At 74.9% G+C, this 19,075-nt stretch carries 10 protein-coding genes; 3 read left to right on the plus strand and 7 right to left on the minus strand.

All coding sequences use genetic code 11. The features are described from left to right. Position 1: 1 nt before the first annotated feature. From IEY93_RS31925 to IEY93_RS31940, 4 genes are all read right to left on the minus strand, one after another. Positions 2-1,033: a 3-oxoacyl-ACP synthase III family protein gene (locus IEY93_RS31925; protein ID WP_189166885.1), complete on the minus strand. Its 1,032-nt coding sequence runs from the start codon at positions 1,031-1,033 to the stop codon at positions 2-4. Continuing rightward, entirely contained in the window at positions 1,030-8,877 is a 7,848-nt protein-coding gene (locus IEY93_RS31930; protein WP_189166886.1) for a type I polyketide synthase, read from the minus strand. The genes IEY93_RS31925 and IEY93_RS31930 overlap by 4 nt, the downstream gene beginning before the upstream one ends. 304 nt (positions 8,878-9,181) lie before the next feature. Then, complete coding sequence (locus tag IEY93_RS31935; protein WP_189166887.1) at positions 9,182-10,330, minus strand: acyl-CoA dehydrogenase family protein; 1,149 nt, start codon at positions 10,328-10,330, stop codon at positions 9,182-9,184. A 467-nt stretch (positions 10,331-10,797) separates the two neighbouring features. Continuing rightward, entirely contained in the window at positions 10,798-11,913 is a 1,116-nt protein-coding gene (locus IEY93_RS31940; protein WP_229691654.1) for a M24 family metallopeptidase, read from the minus strand. A 452-nt stretch (positions 11,914-12,365) separates the two neighbouring features. Here IEY93_RS31940 and IEY93_RS31945 point away from each other — a divergent pair, with 452 nt between their 5' ends. Next, entirely contained in the window at positions 12,366-13,274 is a 909-nt protein-coding gene (locus IEY93_RS31945; RefSeq protein ID WP_189166888.1) for a 5'-3' exonuclease, read from the plus strand. 306 nt (positions 13,275-13,580) lie between these two features. Here the strand turns inward: IEY93_RS31945 and IEY93_RS31950 are convergent, their stop codons facing one another. Beyond that, on the minus strand, positions 13,581-14,339 hold the full coding sequence (locus tag IEY93_RS31950) for a class I SAM-dependent methyltransferase (protein ID WP_189166889.1): 759 nt from the start codon (positions 14,337-14,339) through the stop codon (positions 13,581-13,583). Between the two features lie 92 nt (positions 14,340-14,431). Between IEY93_RS31950 and IEY93_RS31955 the strand changes: the two genes are divergently transcribed. Next, complete coding sequence (locus tag IEY93_RS31955) at positions 14,432-15,853, plus strand: RNB domain-containing ribonuclease (protein ID WP_229691655.1); 1,422 nt, start codon at positions 14,432-14,434, stop codon at positions 15,851-15,853. A 220-nt stretch (positions 15,854-16,073) separates the two neighbouring features. Here IEY93_RS31955 and IEY93_RS31960 read toward each other — a convergent pair whose 3' ends face one another. After that, positions 16,074-17,057 (minus strand): quinone oxidoreductase family protein, encoded by a 984-nt coding sequence (locus IEY93_RS31960; RefSeq protein WP_189166891.1) that lies wholly within the window; start codon positions 17,055-17,057, stop codon positions 16,074-16,076. A 135-nt stretch (positions 17,058-17,192) separates the two neighbouring features. Between IEY93_RS31960 and IEY93_RS31965 the strand changes: the two genes are divergently transcribed. Beyond that, the gene (locus IEY93_RS31965) at positions 17,193-17,849 is read left to right on the plus strand and encodes a TetR family transcriptional regulator (RefSeq protein WP_189166892.1); all 657 of its coding nucleotides are present in this window, start codon (positions 17,193-17,195) and stop codon (positions 17,847-17,849) included. Positions 17,850-17,891: 42 nt separating this feature from the next. On the opposite strand, the gene IEY93_RS31970 is transcribed toward IEY93_RS31965, so the two are convergent. After that, complete coding sequence (locus IEY93_RS31970; RefSeq protein WP_189166893.1) at positions 17,892-18,794, minus strand: LLM class flavin-dependent oxidoreductase; 903 nt, start codon at positions 18,792-18,794, stop codon at positions 17,892-17,894. Positions 18,795-19,075 lie beyond the last annotated feature (281 nt).

Consider the following 19,075-nt stretch of genomic DNA (forward strand, 5'->3'; position numbering starts at 1 on the left):
GTCACCACCGGACCACGACGATGCCGGCGCTGGCCCCGCTGGCCAGGCCCACCAGCGCGACCAGGTCACCGCGGCGCACCCGGCCCGCGGCCACCACCCGGGCCAGTTGCACGAGCAGGGTGGCGGCGACGAGGTTGCCGTGCCGAGTGACGGTGACGACGACCTTGCCCTCCGGGATCCCCGCGTGTTCGCAGAACCACCACAGCCCGGGCAGCGTCGCCTGGTGCACACAGATGGCCGCGAAGTCGTCCCAGGTCAGCCCGAGGTCGGCGAGCGGCTTGTGGAACACGGCGGGGTCGATGTCGCCGATGCCGCCCACCAGCGCGGCGGTGTCGACGACGAGCGGCCCTATCGTGGGCCGGTCCGCCCATGGGTCGGTGGTGAGGTTGAGCACGGGTGCGACCGCCGCCTGCCATCCGGCGGAGTGGGCGGCGAACCGGTGGGCGAGTACGCCCGGGGCCGTCGCGGCCTCCAGCAGCACGGCAGCGCCGACGTCGGAGACGGTGTAGGAGGCGGCCACGGTGATGAACTCCTCCACGCCGGAGACGACCCAGGGCGTCCCCGCCGTGGGCATCTCACCGCAGCAGACCAGGACTCGCCGGTGCCGGCCGGTGGCGATGAGCGCGTCGGCCACCTGGATCGCGTTCAGGACGCTGTTGCAGGCGTTGCGCACGTCGAACACCGGGCAGCCGGCCCCGAGCTTGGCCGCGACGACGTGCCCGGTCGCCGGCTCCACGGCGTCGGACGACACCCCGGCGTACAGGATCAGGTCCAGGTCGCCCGCGAGGACGCCCTCGTCGTCCAGCAGCCGCCGGGCGGCGCGGACGGCCAGATCGGACGGCTTGTCCTGGGGCGCGGCGACGTGACGGCGCCGGACCCCGCTGTGGTCGGCGATCAGCCCGCGGGGCAGGTCCAGGCCGGGGTTGCGCTCGGCGAGCAGGTCCTCCAGCTCGCTCGTGGTCAGCGTGGTCTCGGGCAGGTAGGCGGCCACCCCGGCGAGCCGGGTGTGCGTCCGCGGCCGGGCCGTGGTCATGCGGTCTCCTGTCGATCGTCCGTGCGTGGCCGTGCCGGGCGGCCGGCGGGGGGAACGGTGCGCGCCGTGCCGGGATCGCCCTCGGCCGCGGACGGGGCGGGCCGCCGTCCGATGCGCAGCAGCACGTTCTGGGTGAGGTCGGCGACCGATCCGCCGCCGCGGACCAGCTCCAACGGCGGGATGTCGATGGCGAAGGTGTCGCGGACCCGGGCGAGCATCTCGGTGGCCATGATCGAGTCGAACCCGTACTCGTCCAGCCGCCGATGGGCGTCGATCTGCTCGGCCGGGACGAGCAGCACGGTGGACAGCAGCCGGGTGATCCGCCCGGCGACGTACGCGTGCGCCTGCTCGTCGTCCATGGTGGTCAGCAGGGAGAGCAGCTCGGCCTGGCCGGGGCCCGTGTCGCCGGAGCCGGGTGGCAGCACCGGCGACAGCCATGGGCGTCCCAGTCCGGGCAGGACGCGGCGCAGCCTGCCCCAGTCGCAGCGTCCCACCATGCCGGCGCCGGCCCGCTCGCCGAGCATGTCGTCGACGGCGGCCAGCGCCGTCGCGGGAGACATCGGCTCGATGCCCGCCCTGGCGAGCGCCTCGCCCTGGGTGCCGCGGGTCAGGACGCCGGTCTCCCCCAGCGCGCCGAGGCCCACCGCCAGCGCGGGCAGGCCCGCGCGGCGCCGCCGCCGGGCCAGCGCCTCCAGGAACAGGTTGGCGGCGACGTACGACGACTGGCCGATGTTGCCGATGGTCGTGAAGGAGGAGTACAGGACGAACATGTCCAGCGCGCGGTCGCGGGTCAGCTCGTCCAGCACCAGCGCGCCGGCGATCTTGGGGCGCAGGACGGCGGAGACGCGGCCGTCGGTGAGATCGATCAGCGGGGCGTCGTCCAGGTGCATGGCGGCGTGCACGACGCCGCGCACCGGGCACCCGGCCTGGTCGAGCTCCGCGAAGATCCGCCGCATGGCGCCGGGATCGGCGGCGTCGGCCGCGTACGCGTGGACCTGGGCGCCGAGGCCCTCCAGCTCGGCCCGCAGGGCGGCCGCCTCGGGTGCCCGCGCGCCGCGGCGGCTCACCAGGGCGAGGTGACGGGCGCCGCGGCGGGCCAGGTGGCGGGCCGTCGCCGCGCCGAAGCCGCCCAGGCCGCCGGTGACCAGGTAGCTGCCGCCGGGATCCGGAGCCGGAGCGGCCGGCCGCGTCCGCACGGTGACCGGCTCGTCGCGCGGGTCGAGCGAGACGATCACCTTGCCGATGTGGCGGGAGTGGCGCATGGCGGCGAAGGCGTCGGCCACGCGGGCCGCGGGGTACACGGTGTGCGGCAGGGGGCGCAGCTCTCCGGTCCGGTAGCGTCCCGCGGCCTCGGCCATCTGCGCGGCCGACACCTCGGGCGCCTTCCACATCAGCGTGCCGATGTCCACGCCGAAGAAGGCGATGTTGTCGCCGAAGGGCCGCATCGGCAGCGAACTGTTCTGGTAGATGTCCCGCTTGCCCAGTTCGATGAACCGGCCGCCGTGCCGCAGGCACTCCAGGCCGCGGGCGACGGCCTCGCCGGCCAGGGAGTTGAGCACGACGTCCACGCCGCGTCCCCCGGTGAGGTCGATGACCTGCTCGGCGAACCGCAGGCTCCGTGAGTCGAGTGCGTGGTCGGCCCCCATCGCGAGCAGCAGGTCGCGTTTGGCCGGCGTGCCGGCCGTGGCGATCATCCGGGCGCCGTGGAGCCGGGCGTACTGCAGGGCGGCCAGGCCGACGCCACCGGCGCCGCCGTGCACCAGGATCGTCTCGCCTGGCCTGACCCGCGCACAGTGGGCCAGCGACTGGTAGACGGTGGCGAACGCCATCGGCATGGTCGCGGCCTCGGTGAACGACATCCCGTCCGGGACGGCGTAGGCCCACCACTCCTCGATCAGCGCGTGGCTGCCGAACCCCACCGGCCCGGCGGCCATGACGTGGTCGCCCGGCCGCCACCGGGTGACGCCGGGGCCGGCTTCGGTGACGACGCCCGCGCATTCCAGGCCCAGTTCGTGCCCGCCGAAGACCGCCTCGACCGCTTCTGCGGGCAGCAGGTTCACCGCGCGCATCACGTCGCGGTAGTTCAGCCCGAGCGCCCGCACCTCCACCACCACCTGACCCGGGCCAGCGAGGGGGATCTCGGCCTCCTCCCAGTCGAGCCGGAAGGACAGGCCGGGCTCGCGGATGGCGAGACGGCGGGCGGGAGCGGAGCCGGCCGGCGCGGTGACGGCGTGCTCGGACGCGGCCAGCAGGCGGGGGACGAACCGGCCCTGACGGGTGAGGAGGATCTCGTCCTCGTCGTCCGGTGCCGGCAGTTCCGCCGCCAGGCGTTCGGCGTCGCGGCCGGCGTCCCCGGTGGGGTGCAGGCACACGCGCCGCACCTGCGGCCGTGACTGCTCGTTGGCCAGCGAGCGGGTCATCCCCCAGGTGGCGGCGTCCTCGGGGTGCAGCGGAAGGCCGGCGAGGTGCGGTTCGGGAAGCGCGCCGCAGGGACGGGCCACCAGCCACAACGTGACCCGCAGGTCCTGGGGCAGCTGCTCGCATGCCAGGGCGATGGCGCGCAGCGCCGCGGCGCGCCGGGTCACCTGCCGGACCACGAGGTCCGGCCCTGTCCCCTCGCCCTCGCCCTCGCCCTCGCCCTCGCCCTCGCCCTCGCCCTCGCCCTCGCCCTCGCCCTCGCCGAGGATCATCACGAATGTCGCGCTCTCGGCGGCGGGCGGCACCTGGGCGGCCCAGTGGTCCGGATCGTCGCTGAGCACCGACGAGGCGACCTCGCCGCCATGCGTCTCCAGCAGAGCCCCGAGCCGTTCGGCGAGCGGAGCGGCGCCGCCCTCTCCGGCGATGATCCAGGCGCCTGCGGCGGGCCCGGGCGCCGCCCTGTCCGCTCCGGCGGGACCCTCGGTGCCTGCCGTCCGCGTGGTCTCCCGCTCGTCGCCGCGGGGCCGCGGTGTCTCCGCCGCCGCCGGGAGGTACGGGGCCGATGGGGCGGTGGCGAGCAGCACCGAGACGTCGGCGGACGCGGGGTCCTCGTCGTCACCGATCTGGGCGACCTCCAGATATCCCGCTTCGGCCAGCAGCGCCGGCCAGCGGCCGGCGGGTGGCAGCGGCGAGCGCGGGCGCACGTCGTGGTCGGTGCCGGCCCAGAACTCCTCCGCCATGCCGAGGAACGGCAGCAGCGTGCCCAGGTGGTGGGGTTCGGCGATGAGCACCTGGCCGCCGGGGGCGGTCAGCGTGGCCAGGTGGCGCAGGGCGGCGGTGAGGTCGCGGGTGAGGTGCAGACAGCCCGCCGCCACCACCAGGTCGAAGCCCTGCGCGGGCAGGCCCTGGCCGAGCGGGTCGGCGTCCAGGTCCAGCAGCTCGTAGTCGGCGAAGTCGGCCTCGGTGAAGCGCTGCCGCAGGCGCGCCAGGGCCGTCTCGGAGCGGTCGGTGACCGTGTAGCGGGTGCGATCGGCGGGCAGCACGGCCAGCAGCGCCGCGGTGGTGCCCCCCGTTCCGGCGCCGACCTCCAGGACACGCAGCGGCCGGTCGGCGGGCCAGCCCCGGACGACCTCCTCGACGAGCGCGGCCATGAGACGCCCTGCGAACAGGGCGGCCGGGCCGACGTCGTGGAACTGCTCCATCAGCTCCTGGCCCCCGCCCGCGGCCAGCACGCCGGAGGCGTCGCACTCGCCGCGGAGCAGCTCGGCGAGGCGGCGCCCGGCGCGTACGGACAGCGCGGTCTGGGCGGCGAAGGCGGCGCCGTCGGCGAGCAGCTCGGCGTGCAGCCCGCGCACGCGCGCCGCGGGCGGGACCAGCAGCCGGAGCTCCCGCTCTCCGGACCGTTCGAGCAGTCCGTACCGCTCCAGCAGCGGCAGGGCCGCCTGGAGCATCCGCCTGTGGTGCGGTGCGCGGCACACCGCCAGAAGATCTGCGACGGTGTGCGCCTCCGCGCCGGTGGTCAGCTCGCCGAGGGCGGCGGCGAGGGTGTGGGCGAAGGCCTCTTCCAGTCGTGCGGCGTAGCGCGGGTGGTCCAGCTCGCGCCATCGCGAGCGGAGCGCGGCGACGCGTCCGGCGGCGGCGTGGACGATCTCCCGAGGGCCGGGCGCGGGCCACGGCGCGGCCGGGGTGCCCGGGCGGGGGGCGGCGCGCAGCGCCAGCTCGTACCGGGTGACCGGGGTGCGGTGCAGGCCGGGCATGCGGCGCAGCCGGCAACCCTCCATCTCGGCGGCGACGCGGCCGTCGGCACCGGCGATGACGATGTCCCAGCAGACCTCCTCCACGCTGCTGGAACGCTCCCGCACGTACACCAGGCCGTCCGGGGGTGGCGTGCCCCACAGGCGGACCGCGCCGATCGCGGCGGGCATGTAGCCCTGGCCCGATCGCAGGGCGTCCACCAGCCACAGCACTCCGGCCTGCAGCGCGCTGTCCAGCACCACCGGGTGCGCCTGGTAGCGCCCCTCCTCCTGCTCCGGGCAGGAGTAGGCGCCGAGGATCTCACCGTCGCCGCGCCACAGGCCGGTCAGGACCTGGAACGCCGGCCCCCACACCATCTGCCCCTCCGCCGCGGCGGCGTAGTGCCCGGCCACGTCGACGGACGTACGGATGCGGGCCCGCAACGCCGTCACGTCCAGCGGAGGCGGCGCCGGCCGCAGCAGCGGGCGCACCCGGGCCCGGAAGTGCTCACGCGCGTGCCGGCCGTCCCGCCCGACGGTGGCCACGGTGACCACGCCGGTCTCGGCGCTCAGCGAGGTCTGGGCGTACACCGGCTCGGCGCCGGCCTCGGAGGGCACCACCATGGCCCGGCTGATGTCGGCCCCGTCGACCTCGACCGCCTCGGCGGCCTCCGGCATGGCGAGCCGCCCGGCGGCGAGGGCCATCTCCACGTAACCGGTGGCGGGCATGACGGCCGCACCACCGGCACGGTGGTCGCGGACCCACGGCGTCCGCGCACGGTCGATCTCTCCGTGCCAGGTGGGGTCCAGCACCGGGAGCCGCTGCCCGAGCAGCGGGTGCTGGATCGCGGGGTCGCCGAGCGTGCGCACCCAGGTGCCGGGTCCGCCGATCCAGTGGCGTTCACGCTGCCAGGGGTAGGCGGGCAGCTCCCGCACCCTGCCCGGGCGGGGGAAGTGGCGCTCCCAGTCCACCTGGGCCCCGGACGCGATCAGCTCGGCGACGGCCTGGCGGACCCGCGCCGGGCCGGGCTCACCGCGGCGCAGGGTGGCCACGATCGCCGAGCGGGACCGCGCGGCGGCGGTGGCCCGGCGCAGGTAGGTCCGCAGCACGGGATGCGGGCCGATCTCCACCAGCACGTCGATGCCCTCGGCGAGGACCTTGTCGACCGCCGCGCCGAACCGGACCGGCTCGCGGACGTTGCGCCACCAGTACGCCGCGTCCAGCTCGGGCCCGTCAACGGGGACGCCGGTGACCGTGGAGATGAGCAGGACGTCCGCCGGGGACGGCCGCAGGCCGGCCAGCCGCTCGATGAGGGGGCCGCGCAGCTCGTCCATGGCGCTGCTGTGGAAGGGGTGGTCCAGGTCCAGTTCGCGGAAGAAGACCTCGCGCGCGGCGAGATCCTCGCCCAGCGCCTTCAGCGAGTCCCGTGGCCCGGCGACCGTCACGTCGCGGCCGGAGTTGATCGCGGCGACCTCCACCCGCGGGTGGTCGCCGAGGATCTGCCGGACCGCGTTCTCGGGCAGACCTACGGCCGCCATGCCTCCCCGGCCCCGGGTGACCGACTGTGCCAGGCCGCGCTCGGCGATGACCCGGGCCGCCTGGGCCGGCGACAGCGCGCCGGCGACGCGGGCGGCGGCGACCTCGCCCACGCTGTGCCCCAGCACCGCCGCCGGACGCACGCCGGCCGCCTCGAGCATCGCGACCAGCCCGACCTGGACGGCGTAGAGCAACGGCTGGGCGACCTCGGTCGCCGACAGGCGCCACCGGCCGGCCGGCAGGTCCAGCTCTTTGCGTACCGACCAGCCGAGCCTCGGGCCCAGCTCGGCGTCCACCGCCGCCACGGCCGCCTCGAAGGCCGGGTCGGCCAGCAGGTCGGCGCCCATGCCCGCCCACTGGGACCCGTTGCCGGCGAAGACGAACGCCACCCGCCCGTGCTCCACCGCCTCCGCCTCGGCGACGGAGGCGTCCGGTGTCTCCGCCAGGCTCGCCAGACCGCGGGCCGCCGCGGCGGCCGTACCGGCCAGCACGACGGCGCGGTGCCGGTGCCGGCCGCGCCGCCGGGTCGCGGTGTAGGCGACGTCGTAGAAGTCGCGCTCGTCCACGCCCGCCAGATGCTCAGCGGCCCGGGTGGCCGCCGCGCGCAGCGCCACCCGGTCGCGGGCCGACACCACCACCGGCAGCACGCCGCCTGACCGGACCGCCGGCGTCACCCCGTCCACGACCGGCCCGCCGAGGGCATCCGGGCTCGCCGGGGTCTTCTGGCGTCGCGCCGTCTGCGGGGCTTCCCGAACAGGAGGAGCCACCGGGGCGGGCGGGATGAGCGCGGCGGACAGGGCGACCGGCTCGGGCCGGGCGAGCGGAGCGGGCCATGTGTCCGGGGCGGCCAGAGCGAGGTGAACGTTGGCGCCGCCGAACCCGAAGGAGTTGACGCCGACCACCGGCCGTTCCACCGTCTCGTCCAGCGGCCGTGGCCGGGAGGCGACGCACAGGCCGAGAGCGTCGAAGTCGATCGCCGGGTTGAGCCTGTCGGCGTGCAGTGACGCAGGAATCATGCGATGGCGCAGCACCAGCAGGGCCTTGAACAGCCCCGGCATGCCCGAGGCGGGCTCCAGATGCCCGAGGTTGGTCTTCACCGAGCCGATCGGCAGCGGGCCCCGCACGCGCCCGCTGCCGAGCACCCGGCCCAGTGCCCGGCACTCGGCCGGATCACCCACGGGGGTGCCGGTGCCGTGCGCCTCCACGTACACGACGTCGCCGGGATCGATGCCCGCCGTCGCGTACACCCGGCGCAGCAGGGCCTCCTGCGCCTCGGCGCTGGGCAGCGCCAGCCCCATCGTGCGGCCGTCGTTGTTGGACGCGGCGCCGACGATCACCGCGTGGACGCGGTCACCGTCGGCGAGGGCGTCGGCCAGCCGCTTGAGCACGACCACCCCGCCGCCCTCGGCGCGCACGAACCCGTCGGCCTCGGCGGAGAACGCCCGGCACCGGCCGGTCGGCGACAGCATGGACGCCTGGCTGAACCCGATGAACCCGCCGGGGCCGAGCAGCAGGTTGACCCCGCCGGCCAGCGCCACCCGGCCGCACCCTTCGGCCAGCGCCCGCCAGGCCCGCTCGACGGCCATCAGCGAGGAGGAGCAGGCGGTGTCGATGCTCATGCTCGGCCCGCGCAGGTCGAAGAAGTGCGACAGCCGGTTGGCGGCGATGGACAGGGCGCCTCCCGACATGGTGTACGGGCCCATGGCTCCCGGCTCCAGCGCCTGCATGACCCCGTAGGCGGGATCGGAGATGCCGATGAACACCCCGGTGCCGGAGCCGGCCAGGGCCGCGGGGTCGATGCCGGCGTCGTCCAGTGCCTCGGCCGTCATCTCCAGCAGCAGCCGCTGCTGCGGGTCCATGGAGGCGGCCTCTTTGGGGGAGATGCCGAAGTACGCGGCGTCGAAGGCGGTGATGTCGCCGCCGAGGAACCCTCCGGCCCGGGTGTAGCTCCTGCCCGGCCGGGGCACGCCCTCGTCCACGAACCGCTCGGCCTCGAACCGGCCGGGCGGCACCTCGCCGACGAGGTCGGCGCCCGCCAGCAGCGCGGCCCACAGGCCGTCGAGATCCGTGATGCCGCCGGGCAGGCGGCACCCCACGCCCACCACGGCCACCGCGTGCTCCGGCCATCCCCGGCCGCCCACCTGCTCAGCGCTCACCCGCACCCCTCCCGCTCGCCGCCGCCCGACCGGACGCCACCACTCTGGGTGAAAAGATAGACACTCTTTGCGTTCAGCGGAGGAAATGCCGAGGCACAGTTGGCACCCCAGGCCGGTCCGAGGAGGCTCAGGACAGAGCCCCGCGGGTGGTGCGCTCGCCGCCCGGCCGAGGGGCACTCACCACCTGCGGTCGCGTGAGCCGAGGAGCGCTCGCCACCCGAGCAGTGACGTGAGCGAGGGCGCGAGGCCCTCCCCCACACCGCCGGACGCCCCTTCAGGACGGGCCCGGACCGAGAGCGCCGGGTCAGGCGTCCTTGGTCAGGGCGCGGGAGATGACCAGGCGCTGGATCTGGTTGGTGCCCTCGACGATCTGGAGCACCTTGGCCTCGCGCATGAGGCGCTCGGCCGGGAAGTCCTCCACGTAGCCGTAGCCGCCGAAGACCTGCACGGCGTCGGTGGTGACCTTCATCGCGGTGTCGGTGGCGAAGAGCTTGGCCATGGCGGCGCGGGTGCCGTACGGGCGGCCGGCGTCGCGCAGGCGAGCGGCGTCCAGGTACAGGGCTCGGGCGGCGGCGACCTGGGTGGCCATGTCGGCCAGCATGAAGCCGAGGCCCTGGAACTCGGCGATGGGCCTGCCGAACTGGCGGCGCTCACGCGCGTAGGCGGTGGCGGCGTCCAGCGCGGCCTGCGCGACGCCGACGGCGCAGGCGGCGATGCCGAGCCTGCCGCCGTCCAGGGCGGCCATGGCGATGCGGAAGCCCTCGCCCTCCTCGCCGATCAACGCGTCCGCGCCGAGCCGCACCCCGTCCAGGCGCACCTGCGCGGTCGGGGACGAGCGCATGCCCATCTTGCGCTCGGGACGGCCGAACGACAGGCCGGGCGTGCCGGCCGGCACGTGGAAGCAGGAGATGCCCCGGGGGCCGTCGGCCGAGGTGCGGGCCATGACCGTGTAGAAGTCGGCGACGCCGCCGTGGGTGGTCCACGCCTTGACCCCGTCCACGACGTAGCCGCCGTCGGCCGCCTGGGCGCGGGTGGTGAGCGCGGCGGCGTCGGAGCCGGACTGCGGCTCCGACAGGCAGTACGCGCCGAGCAGCTCGCCGCCGAGCATCTGGGGCAGCAGTTCCGCCCTGCGCTCCTGGTCACCGTAGGCGGCCACCGGGAAGCACGACAGGGTGTGCACCGACACTCCGAGCCCGACGGCGAGGAACGCGCCCGCCAGCTCCTCGACCACCTGCAGGTAGACCTCGTACGGCTGGGCGGCGCCGCCGTGCTCCTCGGGGTAGGGCAGGCCGAGCAGTCCGGCCCGGCCGAGGAGGGTGAACAGGTCGCGCGGGAAGCGGCCCTCGGTCTCGTCGCGGGCGGCGCGCGGCGCGATCTCCTTGGCGATGATGTCCCTGACCAGGTCCAGCAGGTCGTGGGCTTCGGGCGTGGGCAGGGCGCGGTCGACCGCCATGGTGGCACTCCGGTTCACGAGAGGGGGTGGGTACGGCATCCGCCGCCGGGCCGCGGGGCGCGGTAGCGCGTGACGGCTCGGCGGAGGAGGGAGTGTCGGGGTAACGATGGGCAGGGGGTACAGGGAGCTTCCTGGGTCGCATCCCCGCCAGGGGGACGGGGACCGTCAGGGAGCGTGCCCCGGCAGGGGGACGGATTCCTGGAGCGCCCTGGCAGCGGGTGCGGGGCCTTCCTGGTGCGATCGAGTCCCCTGCGGGGTACGGGGGAGCTTCTTCACGGGATCGCGTCTCCGACGGGAGGTCCTCGCCGGGCAGCGGGACACCGGAGGCGGTGCCTGCGGCCCGACCGGCGGGAAGGCCCGCGCCGGCGCCTCCGGAGAGGACCGGCGGCGCCGGGCCGGCCGATCGGCCCTGTGGCGGGCCGGTCGGCCGGGTGGAGGCTGCCGCGAGCAAGGGCGCCCCGCCGCGATCAGACCTCGACCAGGCCGCGGGGGCGGTCGTTGAGGCGCGCGCCGCCGGTCTCGGTGCACACCACGATGTCCTCGATGCGGGCGCCGTGGCGGCCCGCCAGGTAGATGCCGGGCTCGACGGAGAAGGCGAACCCGGGCGCGAGCGGCTCGGTGTTGCCCGCGACGATGTAGGGCTCCTCGTGGGTCTCCAGGCCGATGCCGTGGCCGGTGCGGTGGATGAAGTGCTCGCCGTAACCGGCGTCGGCGATGATCTCGCGGGCGGCGGCGTCCACGGCCTCGCAGGTCACACCGGGCCGCACGGCCGCGCAGGCGGCTTCCTGGGCACGGCGCAGCACCTCGTAGTAGGCCGAGAAGTCGGCGGGCGGCTCACCGACGCTGTAGGTGCGGGTGGAGTCGGAGCAGTAGCCGCTCGGCATCTGCCCGCCGATGTCGACGACCACCGGGTCGCCGGCCTGGATGACCCGGTCGGACAGCTCGTGGTGCGGGCTCGCGCTGTTGGGCCCGGAGCCGACGATCACGAAGTCGACGGTGGCGTGCCCGGCGGCGAGGATGGCCTCGGCGATGTCCTTGCCGACCTCGCGCTCGGTGCGGCCCGCCTTGAGCAGGCCGGGCACCTGGGCGTGGACGGCGTCGATGGCCGCGCCGGCCTCGCGGAGCGCGGCGACCTCGGCCGGGCTCTTGCGCATGCGCAGGCCGCGCAGCACCGACCCGGCGAGCACCTGCTCGGCCCCGGGCAGGGCGGAGCGGAAGCGCAGTGACTGCATCGCCCACATGCGGTCGGCAAGGCCGACGCGCGCCACCGGGCCGAGGCGGCGGGCGACCAGCGCGAACGGGTCGTCGGTCTCGTCCCAGGCCACGAACTCCACGCCGAGACGGCCCGCCGGGGAGTGCTCGGCGGCCGGGAGCTCCAGCCGTGGCACCACCAGGAACGGCTCCCCCTCGGCGGGCACCACCAGGCAGGTGAGCCGCTCCAGCGGGAGGGCGTCGTATCCGGTCACGTAGCGCAGGTCGGGGCCGGGGGTGAGCAGCAGCGCGTCGATGCCGGCGGCGGCGGTGGCCGCGCGCACGTCGGCCACGCGGGTCACCGGGTACAGGTCCAGGGACGTCGTTGTCACATCGACCAATGTATTGCACCCTTCGTGCCCGCCCCCACCCCGCTTCCCCGCTTCCCCGAACGTCGTTCCGTAACCCCTCGACCTGGTGGTGACCGGCTGCGGGGGCGTCCTTCTTCCACGGCGTCCGGCGATCGATGTCGACAGTGGGGCCCCGGCCACCGGTTCACCGCCTTCTCCGGGCGATCTCGGCGGCCGGGGTTTCCCGGAGACCGGCCGGCCACGGGTGCGGACACCGGGGCCGCTGCCGCCGGGAAGGCCACGGACGGCCCGGTGCCCGGCGGTGGTCCGATCCGCGGGGACGTCCCGGCTGGAGATCCGTGCACCCCGGCGTGTCATCGCCGGCCTCCGCGATGCGGGCAAGCCCCTTAGCCCTCACTCTCCGCCCCTGTTCGGTGGTGGAGCGCCGTGCCGGACGTGTGCCAGTGCGGACGGATGCTGGGAGGATGGGGCGCATGCCAGGGTTGCTACTGCTCGACACCCCGTCGCTGTACTTCCGCGCCTACTACGGCGTGCCCGAGTCGATCACCGCGCCGGACGGCATGCCGGTCAACGCCGTCCGCGGCCTGATCGACATGATCGCGACGCTCGTCCGGGCCCACACGCCCGCCGAGCTGGTCGCCTGTATGGACGCCGACTGGCGGCCCGCGTTCCGGGTCGCGGCCATCCCGTCCTACAAGGCCCACCGGGTCGCGACCGGCCACGAGGAGGAGGTGCCCGACACCCTGGCCCCGCAGGTGCCGGTGATCGAGCAGGTGCTCGACGCGCTGGGCATCGCCCGGGTCGGCGTGCCGGGGTACGAGGCCGACGACGTGATCGGCACCTACACGGCGCGGGCCGCCGGCGCCGTGGAGATCGTCACCGGCGACCGCGACCTGTTCCAGCTCGTGGACGACTCCCGGCCGGTCCGGGTGCTGTACACGATCAAGGGCATCCGCAATCTGCAGGCGATCGACGAGGCCCACGTGACGGCCAAATACGGCATCCCCGGCCGCGCGTACGCCGACTACGCGACGCTGCGCGGCGACCCCAGCGACGGGCTGCCCGGCGTGCCGGGGGTGGGTGACAAGACGGCCGCCGCGCTGATCACCCGGTTCGGCTCGCTGGAGGCGATGCTCAGGGCGCTGGACGACGGGGCCACCGACGGCTTCCCTGCGGGCAGCCGCCTGAAGCTGGTCAAGGCCCGCGACTACCTGGCGGTCGCCCCGGCGGTGGTCAAGGTGGCGCACGACGCGCCGCTGCCGGAGGTCCCGACCGCCGTCCCGGCCGCGCCGCGCGACCCTGAGGCGCTGGTGGCGCTGGCCGACCGGTACGGCCTGGACGGCCCGCTGAACCGCCTGCTCGCCGTCCTCAAGGAGGTCTAGCCGACGGTCCCGGCCCTTCGGCTTCAGCGCTGGGGGGAATGGCTTGCTCGCCTCCGCCCGGACGCTGGTCTGGGCGATTCCGGTCGTCGACGTACTCGCGGATGATCTGGAGCGATGCGCCGCCGCAGGACCGGCGGAGCATGACGGCGACCACAGGCCGGGTGAGCCGGCCGCGAGACGCCCGGCGAAGGAGCCGCACGGCAGCGCGGCCCAGGGCGGCGGCCGGTCCGTTCGGCCGGGCCGGCGCTTTTGGGCCGGCGCCGGCGTCCGGACGAGCGGACACCCGCCCCGGGCCGTCCGCGGCCGCTATGCGCGCCGGGCGATCATCGCCCAGACCCGGTGGGGGATCATCAACGGCTCCTCGGGGAACCGCTCGCGGAGCACCCGGGCGAGGTCGGCGTCGAAGGCGGCGACCTCGGCCTCCGGCAGGGTCGCGCCGACGCCGTTGCAGCTTCGCATGCGCCCGCGCCAGGCTTCGTGCGTGAACGGGATGTCGATGTCGAAGCTGAAGGTCTCGATGTCGCCGAACCCGGCAAGGGCGAGTTCGACCGACCACTCCGCGTGGATCCCGCCCCGGCCGGCCATGCGCCAGCCCGGATTGTGGGCCAGGACGAGTTCCTCCCCGGCCTCGCAGACGTTCCCGGGCAGGATCACGTAGTCACGGTGGCAGATGGCGAGGGCACCGCCGGGCACCAGCAGGCGGTGTGCCTCCCGCGCGGCGCGGGCCTGATCGAACCAGTGCCAGCACTGGCCCGCGCTCACGACGTCCCACGCCCCTCCGGGCAGCCCGGTGTCCTCCGCCGGGGCCACCCGGTAATCCGCCTCCACGCCGGCCTCGGCGTCCAGGCGGCGCGCCTGCTCGATCAGCTCGGAGGACAGGTCGACCCCTGTCACCGCGCATCCGGCGGCGGCCAGATCGCGCGCCAGCGCCCCCGTGCCGGTGCCCAGATCGACGATGCGCTGGCCGGGGATTCCCACCCCCATCTCGGCCAGCCGCGCGAACAGCCGCGGCGGGAACCCTGGCCGGTAGGCGGCGTAATCTCGGGCGGTCGGGCCGAAGTCCACGCCTCGATTATGCGCGGCGGCCTGTTCTGCCGCGCAGAGGGGGCATGCCTCCCGTCCGATTCTCGCCGTTTTCGCCCATAGGATCGCTGGTTGTGAGTCATCCACGGATTCATGTGTCCGGCACTCCCCGGCTGGCGGAGGGCTTCGAGCGCATCCGCGGCGAGCTGGAGCTGCCCGAGGCGTTCCCGGCGCCTGCGATGGAGGAGGCGGCCCAGGTGGCCGCGGCCTCGATGCCCGAGCTGCCCGACCGCACCGACCTGCCGCTGCTGACCATCGACCCGCCGGGCTCGATGGACCTGGATCAGGCCCTGTGCATCGAGCAGGGCCCGCGCGGCTTCCGGGTGTGGTACGCGATCGCCGACGTCGCCTCCTTCGTCCGGCCGGGCGGCGCGCTCGACGCCGAGGCCAGGCGGCGCGGCGAAACGCTGTACATGCCGGACGGGCGTGTGCCGCTGCACCCGCCCCTGCTGTCGGAGAGCGCCGCCAGCCTGCTGCCCGGGGTCGTCCGCCCGGCGGCGCTGTGGTGCCTGGACCTCGACACCGACGGCCGGACGATCGGCGCGGACGTTCAGCGGGCGCTGGTGCGCAGCCGCGAGCGGCTGGACTACGACTACGCGCAGGCCGCGGTGGACACCGGCACCGCGGACGGCACGCTGCGGCTGCTGCCCGTGGTCGGCGCGCTGCGCCTGGCCCTGGAGCAGGAACGCGGCGGTGTGTCACTGCCCTCACCCGAGCAGGAGGTCGTCCCGGACGGCGACGGCTATCGGGTGGAGTTCCGCACGCCGCTGCCCGCCGAGACGTGGAACGCGCAGATCTCGCTGATGACCGGCATGGCCGCCGCGGCGATGATGCTGGACGCCGAGATGGGCGTGCTGCGCACGCTGCCGCCGGCGCCACCGGGCACTCTCGCGCGGGTGCGCATGATCGCCAGGGCGCTCAAGGTGGCCTGGCCGGACGGCGCCGGGTTCGGCGAGGTGGTGGCCGCGCTCGACCCGGGTACGCCCGGCGCCGCCGCGTTCCTCAAGGAGGCGACCGTCCTGCTGCGCGGCGCCGGGTACACCGCCTTCAACGGCGAGCCGCCCAAGGACGCCACGCACGCCGCGGTCGCCGCGCCGTACGCGCACGTGACCGCGCCGCTTCGCCGCCTGGTCGACCGGTTCGGCACCGAGGTGTGCCTGGCGGTCGCGGCGGGGGTGCCGGTTCCCGAGCCGGTGCAGGAGGCCCTTGCGGCGCTGCCGGCGCTCATGGCGGGCAGCGGGCGCCGCGCCTCGGCGGTGGAGCGGGCCTGTGTCGATCTGGTCGAGGCGTTCGTGCTGCGCGAGCGGGTCGGCCAGACGTTCGAGGCGGTCGTGGTGGACGTCCAGGACGGCAGGCCCGGAGGTGTGGTCCAGGTGACCGACCCCGCGGTGGTGGCCCGCTGCGACGGCGACGCCCTGCCGCTCGGTGAGAAGGTGCAGGTGCGCCTCACCCGCGCCGACCTGGTCACCCGCGAGGTCCGCTTCAACCTCGCCTGACGGTGACCCCCCGCCTCGGCCGGGGCGGGCGTCTGCCCCGGCAGGCCGCTGACCGGACACCCTTCCGGCCTGTGCCTCGCCGCAGGCGCGGGTCCGCAAGTAAGGCCGGGAGCGGGCCGGCCCCCCGTTCAGCACGACCAGCCGGTCGCATGTCTCCTCCAGGTCGTAGACGACGTGCGAGGACGGCAGCGAACGTGTCCCCCATAGGCGAAGTCCCTTGTCAGAGGGCCAGGACGATACGGCCCCCCACCGAGCCGTTCTCGACGCGGCGGTGCGCTTCCGCGGCCTGCGTCAGCGGCAGGACCTCGGTGCGGATGTCGACCAGGCCCTGACCGATGGCCTTCAGGGCGGCCTGGGCCGCCGGGCGGACCATCTCCGGGTGGGTGGGGAGGTAGAAACCGGCCGCGAAGCCGAGCACCGCGAGGTTGCCGCCCCAGAGCGCGTTGCTGGGCAGCGTGTGCCCCCAGTCGCCGCCGGCGTTGCCGACCAGCAGCATCCGGCCCATCGGGGCCATCACCTGCAGGCTGTCGGTGCGCAGCCGGCCGCCGACCGGGTCGACCACCACGTCGAAGCGCCGCTCGCCGACGGCCTCGATCAGGTCCTCACCTGCGACGACCTCGTCGTAGGGCAGCGAAGAGGCCCTCGCGGCGTCCAGTGAGGCGCGGCGCGCGGTGCCCACCACGGCGGAGGCGCCCAGGTAGCGGGCCATGCCGGGGAAGGCGGAGCCCAGCCCGCCCAGGGCTCCGTGTACCAGCAGCCGCTCGCCCGGCGTGAAGCGGGCCACCTCGGTCAGGGCGAGGTAGGCGGTGGCGGCGTTCGGCACGGCCGCCACCGCCGTCGCCGGGTCCACTCCGGCGCCGTCGAGGCCGGCGGTCATCGCCGCGTCCACGACGGCGATCGAGGCGTAGCCGCCGTCGGCCCCGGTGCCCGACAGGGTCACCACGGGTTCCCCGATCCGGAAGCCCTCGACGCCCTCGCCCAGGGCGCGTACGGTGCCGGCCACCTCCAGGCCGGGTACGTACGGCGGTCGCGGCAGGCCCGCCCTGTCCTTGTACAGGCCCTGGCGGACATAGACGTCGATCAGGCCGACGGCGGCGTGGGTGACGTCGATGGCCAGCCGGCCGGGGCCTGGGACGGGATCGGGCAGCTCTCTGACCTCGAAGACGTCCGGTTCCCCGAAACGGGTGACGACGGCGGCGCGCATGGCGGTCTCCTCTCATGGACTGGTCGCGGGCGAAAGGGGAGCCACGCGATTTAACGCAATCAGATTGCGTTATTCGCCAGACGGTAGCACATCCATCGCCAAATAACGCACTCCGATTGCGTTACAGTGGCCGTCATGCCGCAGCGTGCCCGCTCCCAGGAGGCCAAACTCCGTCGCGCCGAAGACCTCCTCGACGCCGCCCGCGCCCTGGCCGCCGAGCGCGGCGGGGTCCGCCACGTCACCCTCGCGGCCGTCACCGAAGCCGCCGGGCTGCACCCCTCCGCCGTTCGGCGGTATTTCGACAGCAAGGAGGAACTCCTGCTGGAACTCGCCGAACGCGGCTGGCACCAGTGGCGCGATGCCCTGATCGCCCACCTCGGCGGCGCCCATGGCCTCCCCCCGGCTCGGATCGCCGACGCCGTGGCCACCACGCTCGCCGCGCAGCCGCTGTTCTGCGACCTGCTGACCCACGTACCGCTGAGCTTGGAGGGCGAGGTCGGCATCGACCGCGCCCGCCGCTACAAGACCAGCTCGTTCGCCGCCTACGACGCCATCGTCGACGCCCTGACGGGGGCGGGCACCATGACCACCGGCCAGGTTCAGGACCTCATCACCATGGCGCTCGGCGTGACCGCCAATCTCTGGCAGCTCGCCCATCCGACGCCCACGCTCGCCGAGCTCTACGCCGCCAATCCCCGCTGGGGACACGTCGCACTCGACTTCGAACCACGCCTGAATCGCCTGCTCCAGGCCGCCGCCGCAGGCCTCGCCGCCACCGGTGTCCCCGGATAGCCGCCGGCGCGCTGGGACGCACGTCCGGCGGCGGGGCCGAGGTCACAGCAGGCCGCGCACCTCGGCCAGGAGATCGACCTGAGCCCGCCAGTCACCGTCCGATATCCCGATGACCGCGTGCTCCGCACCGGCGTCGCGGTAGGCGTTCAGCCTCTCGGCGGCCTCGGCGGGACGGCCCATGAGCGGGATGTCCATGACATCCTCCAGCGGACGGCCGTACGCGGCGCTCATGCCGGTCGCGATCTCCCGCCGGGACGGGACGTCCGGCCCGCTTCCCAGGGCGGCGGCGCCTCCGATCGCGATGACGGGAGCCGGCCGGCCCCGCCGTGCGGCGAGCTCGGCCAGCCGGGCCTTTCCCGCGGCGAGTTCTCCGGGCGAGATCAGTGAGGGGAACCAGCCATCGCCCAGCCGCGCGGCCCGCCCGATCGCCACCGCGGACGCGTTGCCCACCCACACGGGCGGCATGGCCACGGCGGGCTCCAGCGTGACCACGGGCTGCCCGGCCTCATCCGGCAGGCGGGTCTCCTCGCCCGCGAGCAGCCGGGGAAGCAACTCCAGGGCCGTGTCCGTACGGGAGCCACGCCGGTCGTAGGGAACCCCCGCCGCCGCCCACTGCGCGGGCCCGGCTCCTGAACCGACTCCCAGCACCAGGCGGCCTCCGGACACGTACTGCAAAGTCGCGATCTGTTTGGCGGCCAAGGCCAGGGGCCGGATCGCGGGGATGAACACGCTGGCGCCGATCACGACCCGGGAGGTGACCGCGGCGGCGGTGGCCAGGGCGATCGTCACGTCCAGCGACGGCATCCCGGCGGCCAGATGGTCGCCGTGCCACACGCTGTCCAGCCCCGCCTGCTCCGCATGTCGTGCGGCCTCGGCCAGGCCGATGCCGTCCCTGTGCTGTACGGCGACTCTGGGCAGGATGACGCCGATCTTCAACTTCTCCATGGCGCAACCGTGCAACTGAAAGCATGGTTGAGGTCAAGTCGTGACGCCCCCTCTCGGCACTCCGCCCGGCCACGCCGGGGCTCTGGCCATCGCCGGGCCGGCGCGTGACCTGGTGGCGTCGATGCCGATGTGACCAGCGCAGGTCCAAGGCCGTCAATCCTGACGCCCTTCACCTGGTGGATCAAGCAGCAAGACCACGAAGGTCAGGGCACGCTCGCGCCCTAACGGGCACTCCCGCGCGGGCCTTCACCCCCGGCGTGAACACCGGAGCACTGGCCCGC

Origin of the sequence: Sphaerisporangium melleum (genome assembly GCF_014646695.1) — a bacterium.
GTDB classification, from domain to species: Bacteria; Actinomycetota; Actinomycetes; order Streptosporangiales; family Streptosporangiaceae; genus Sphaerisporangium; species Sphaerisporangium melleum.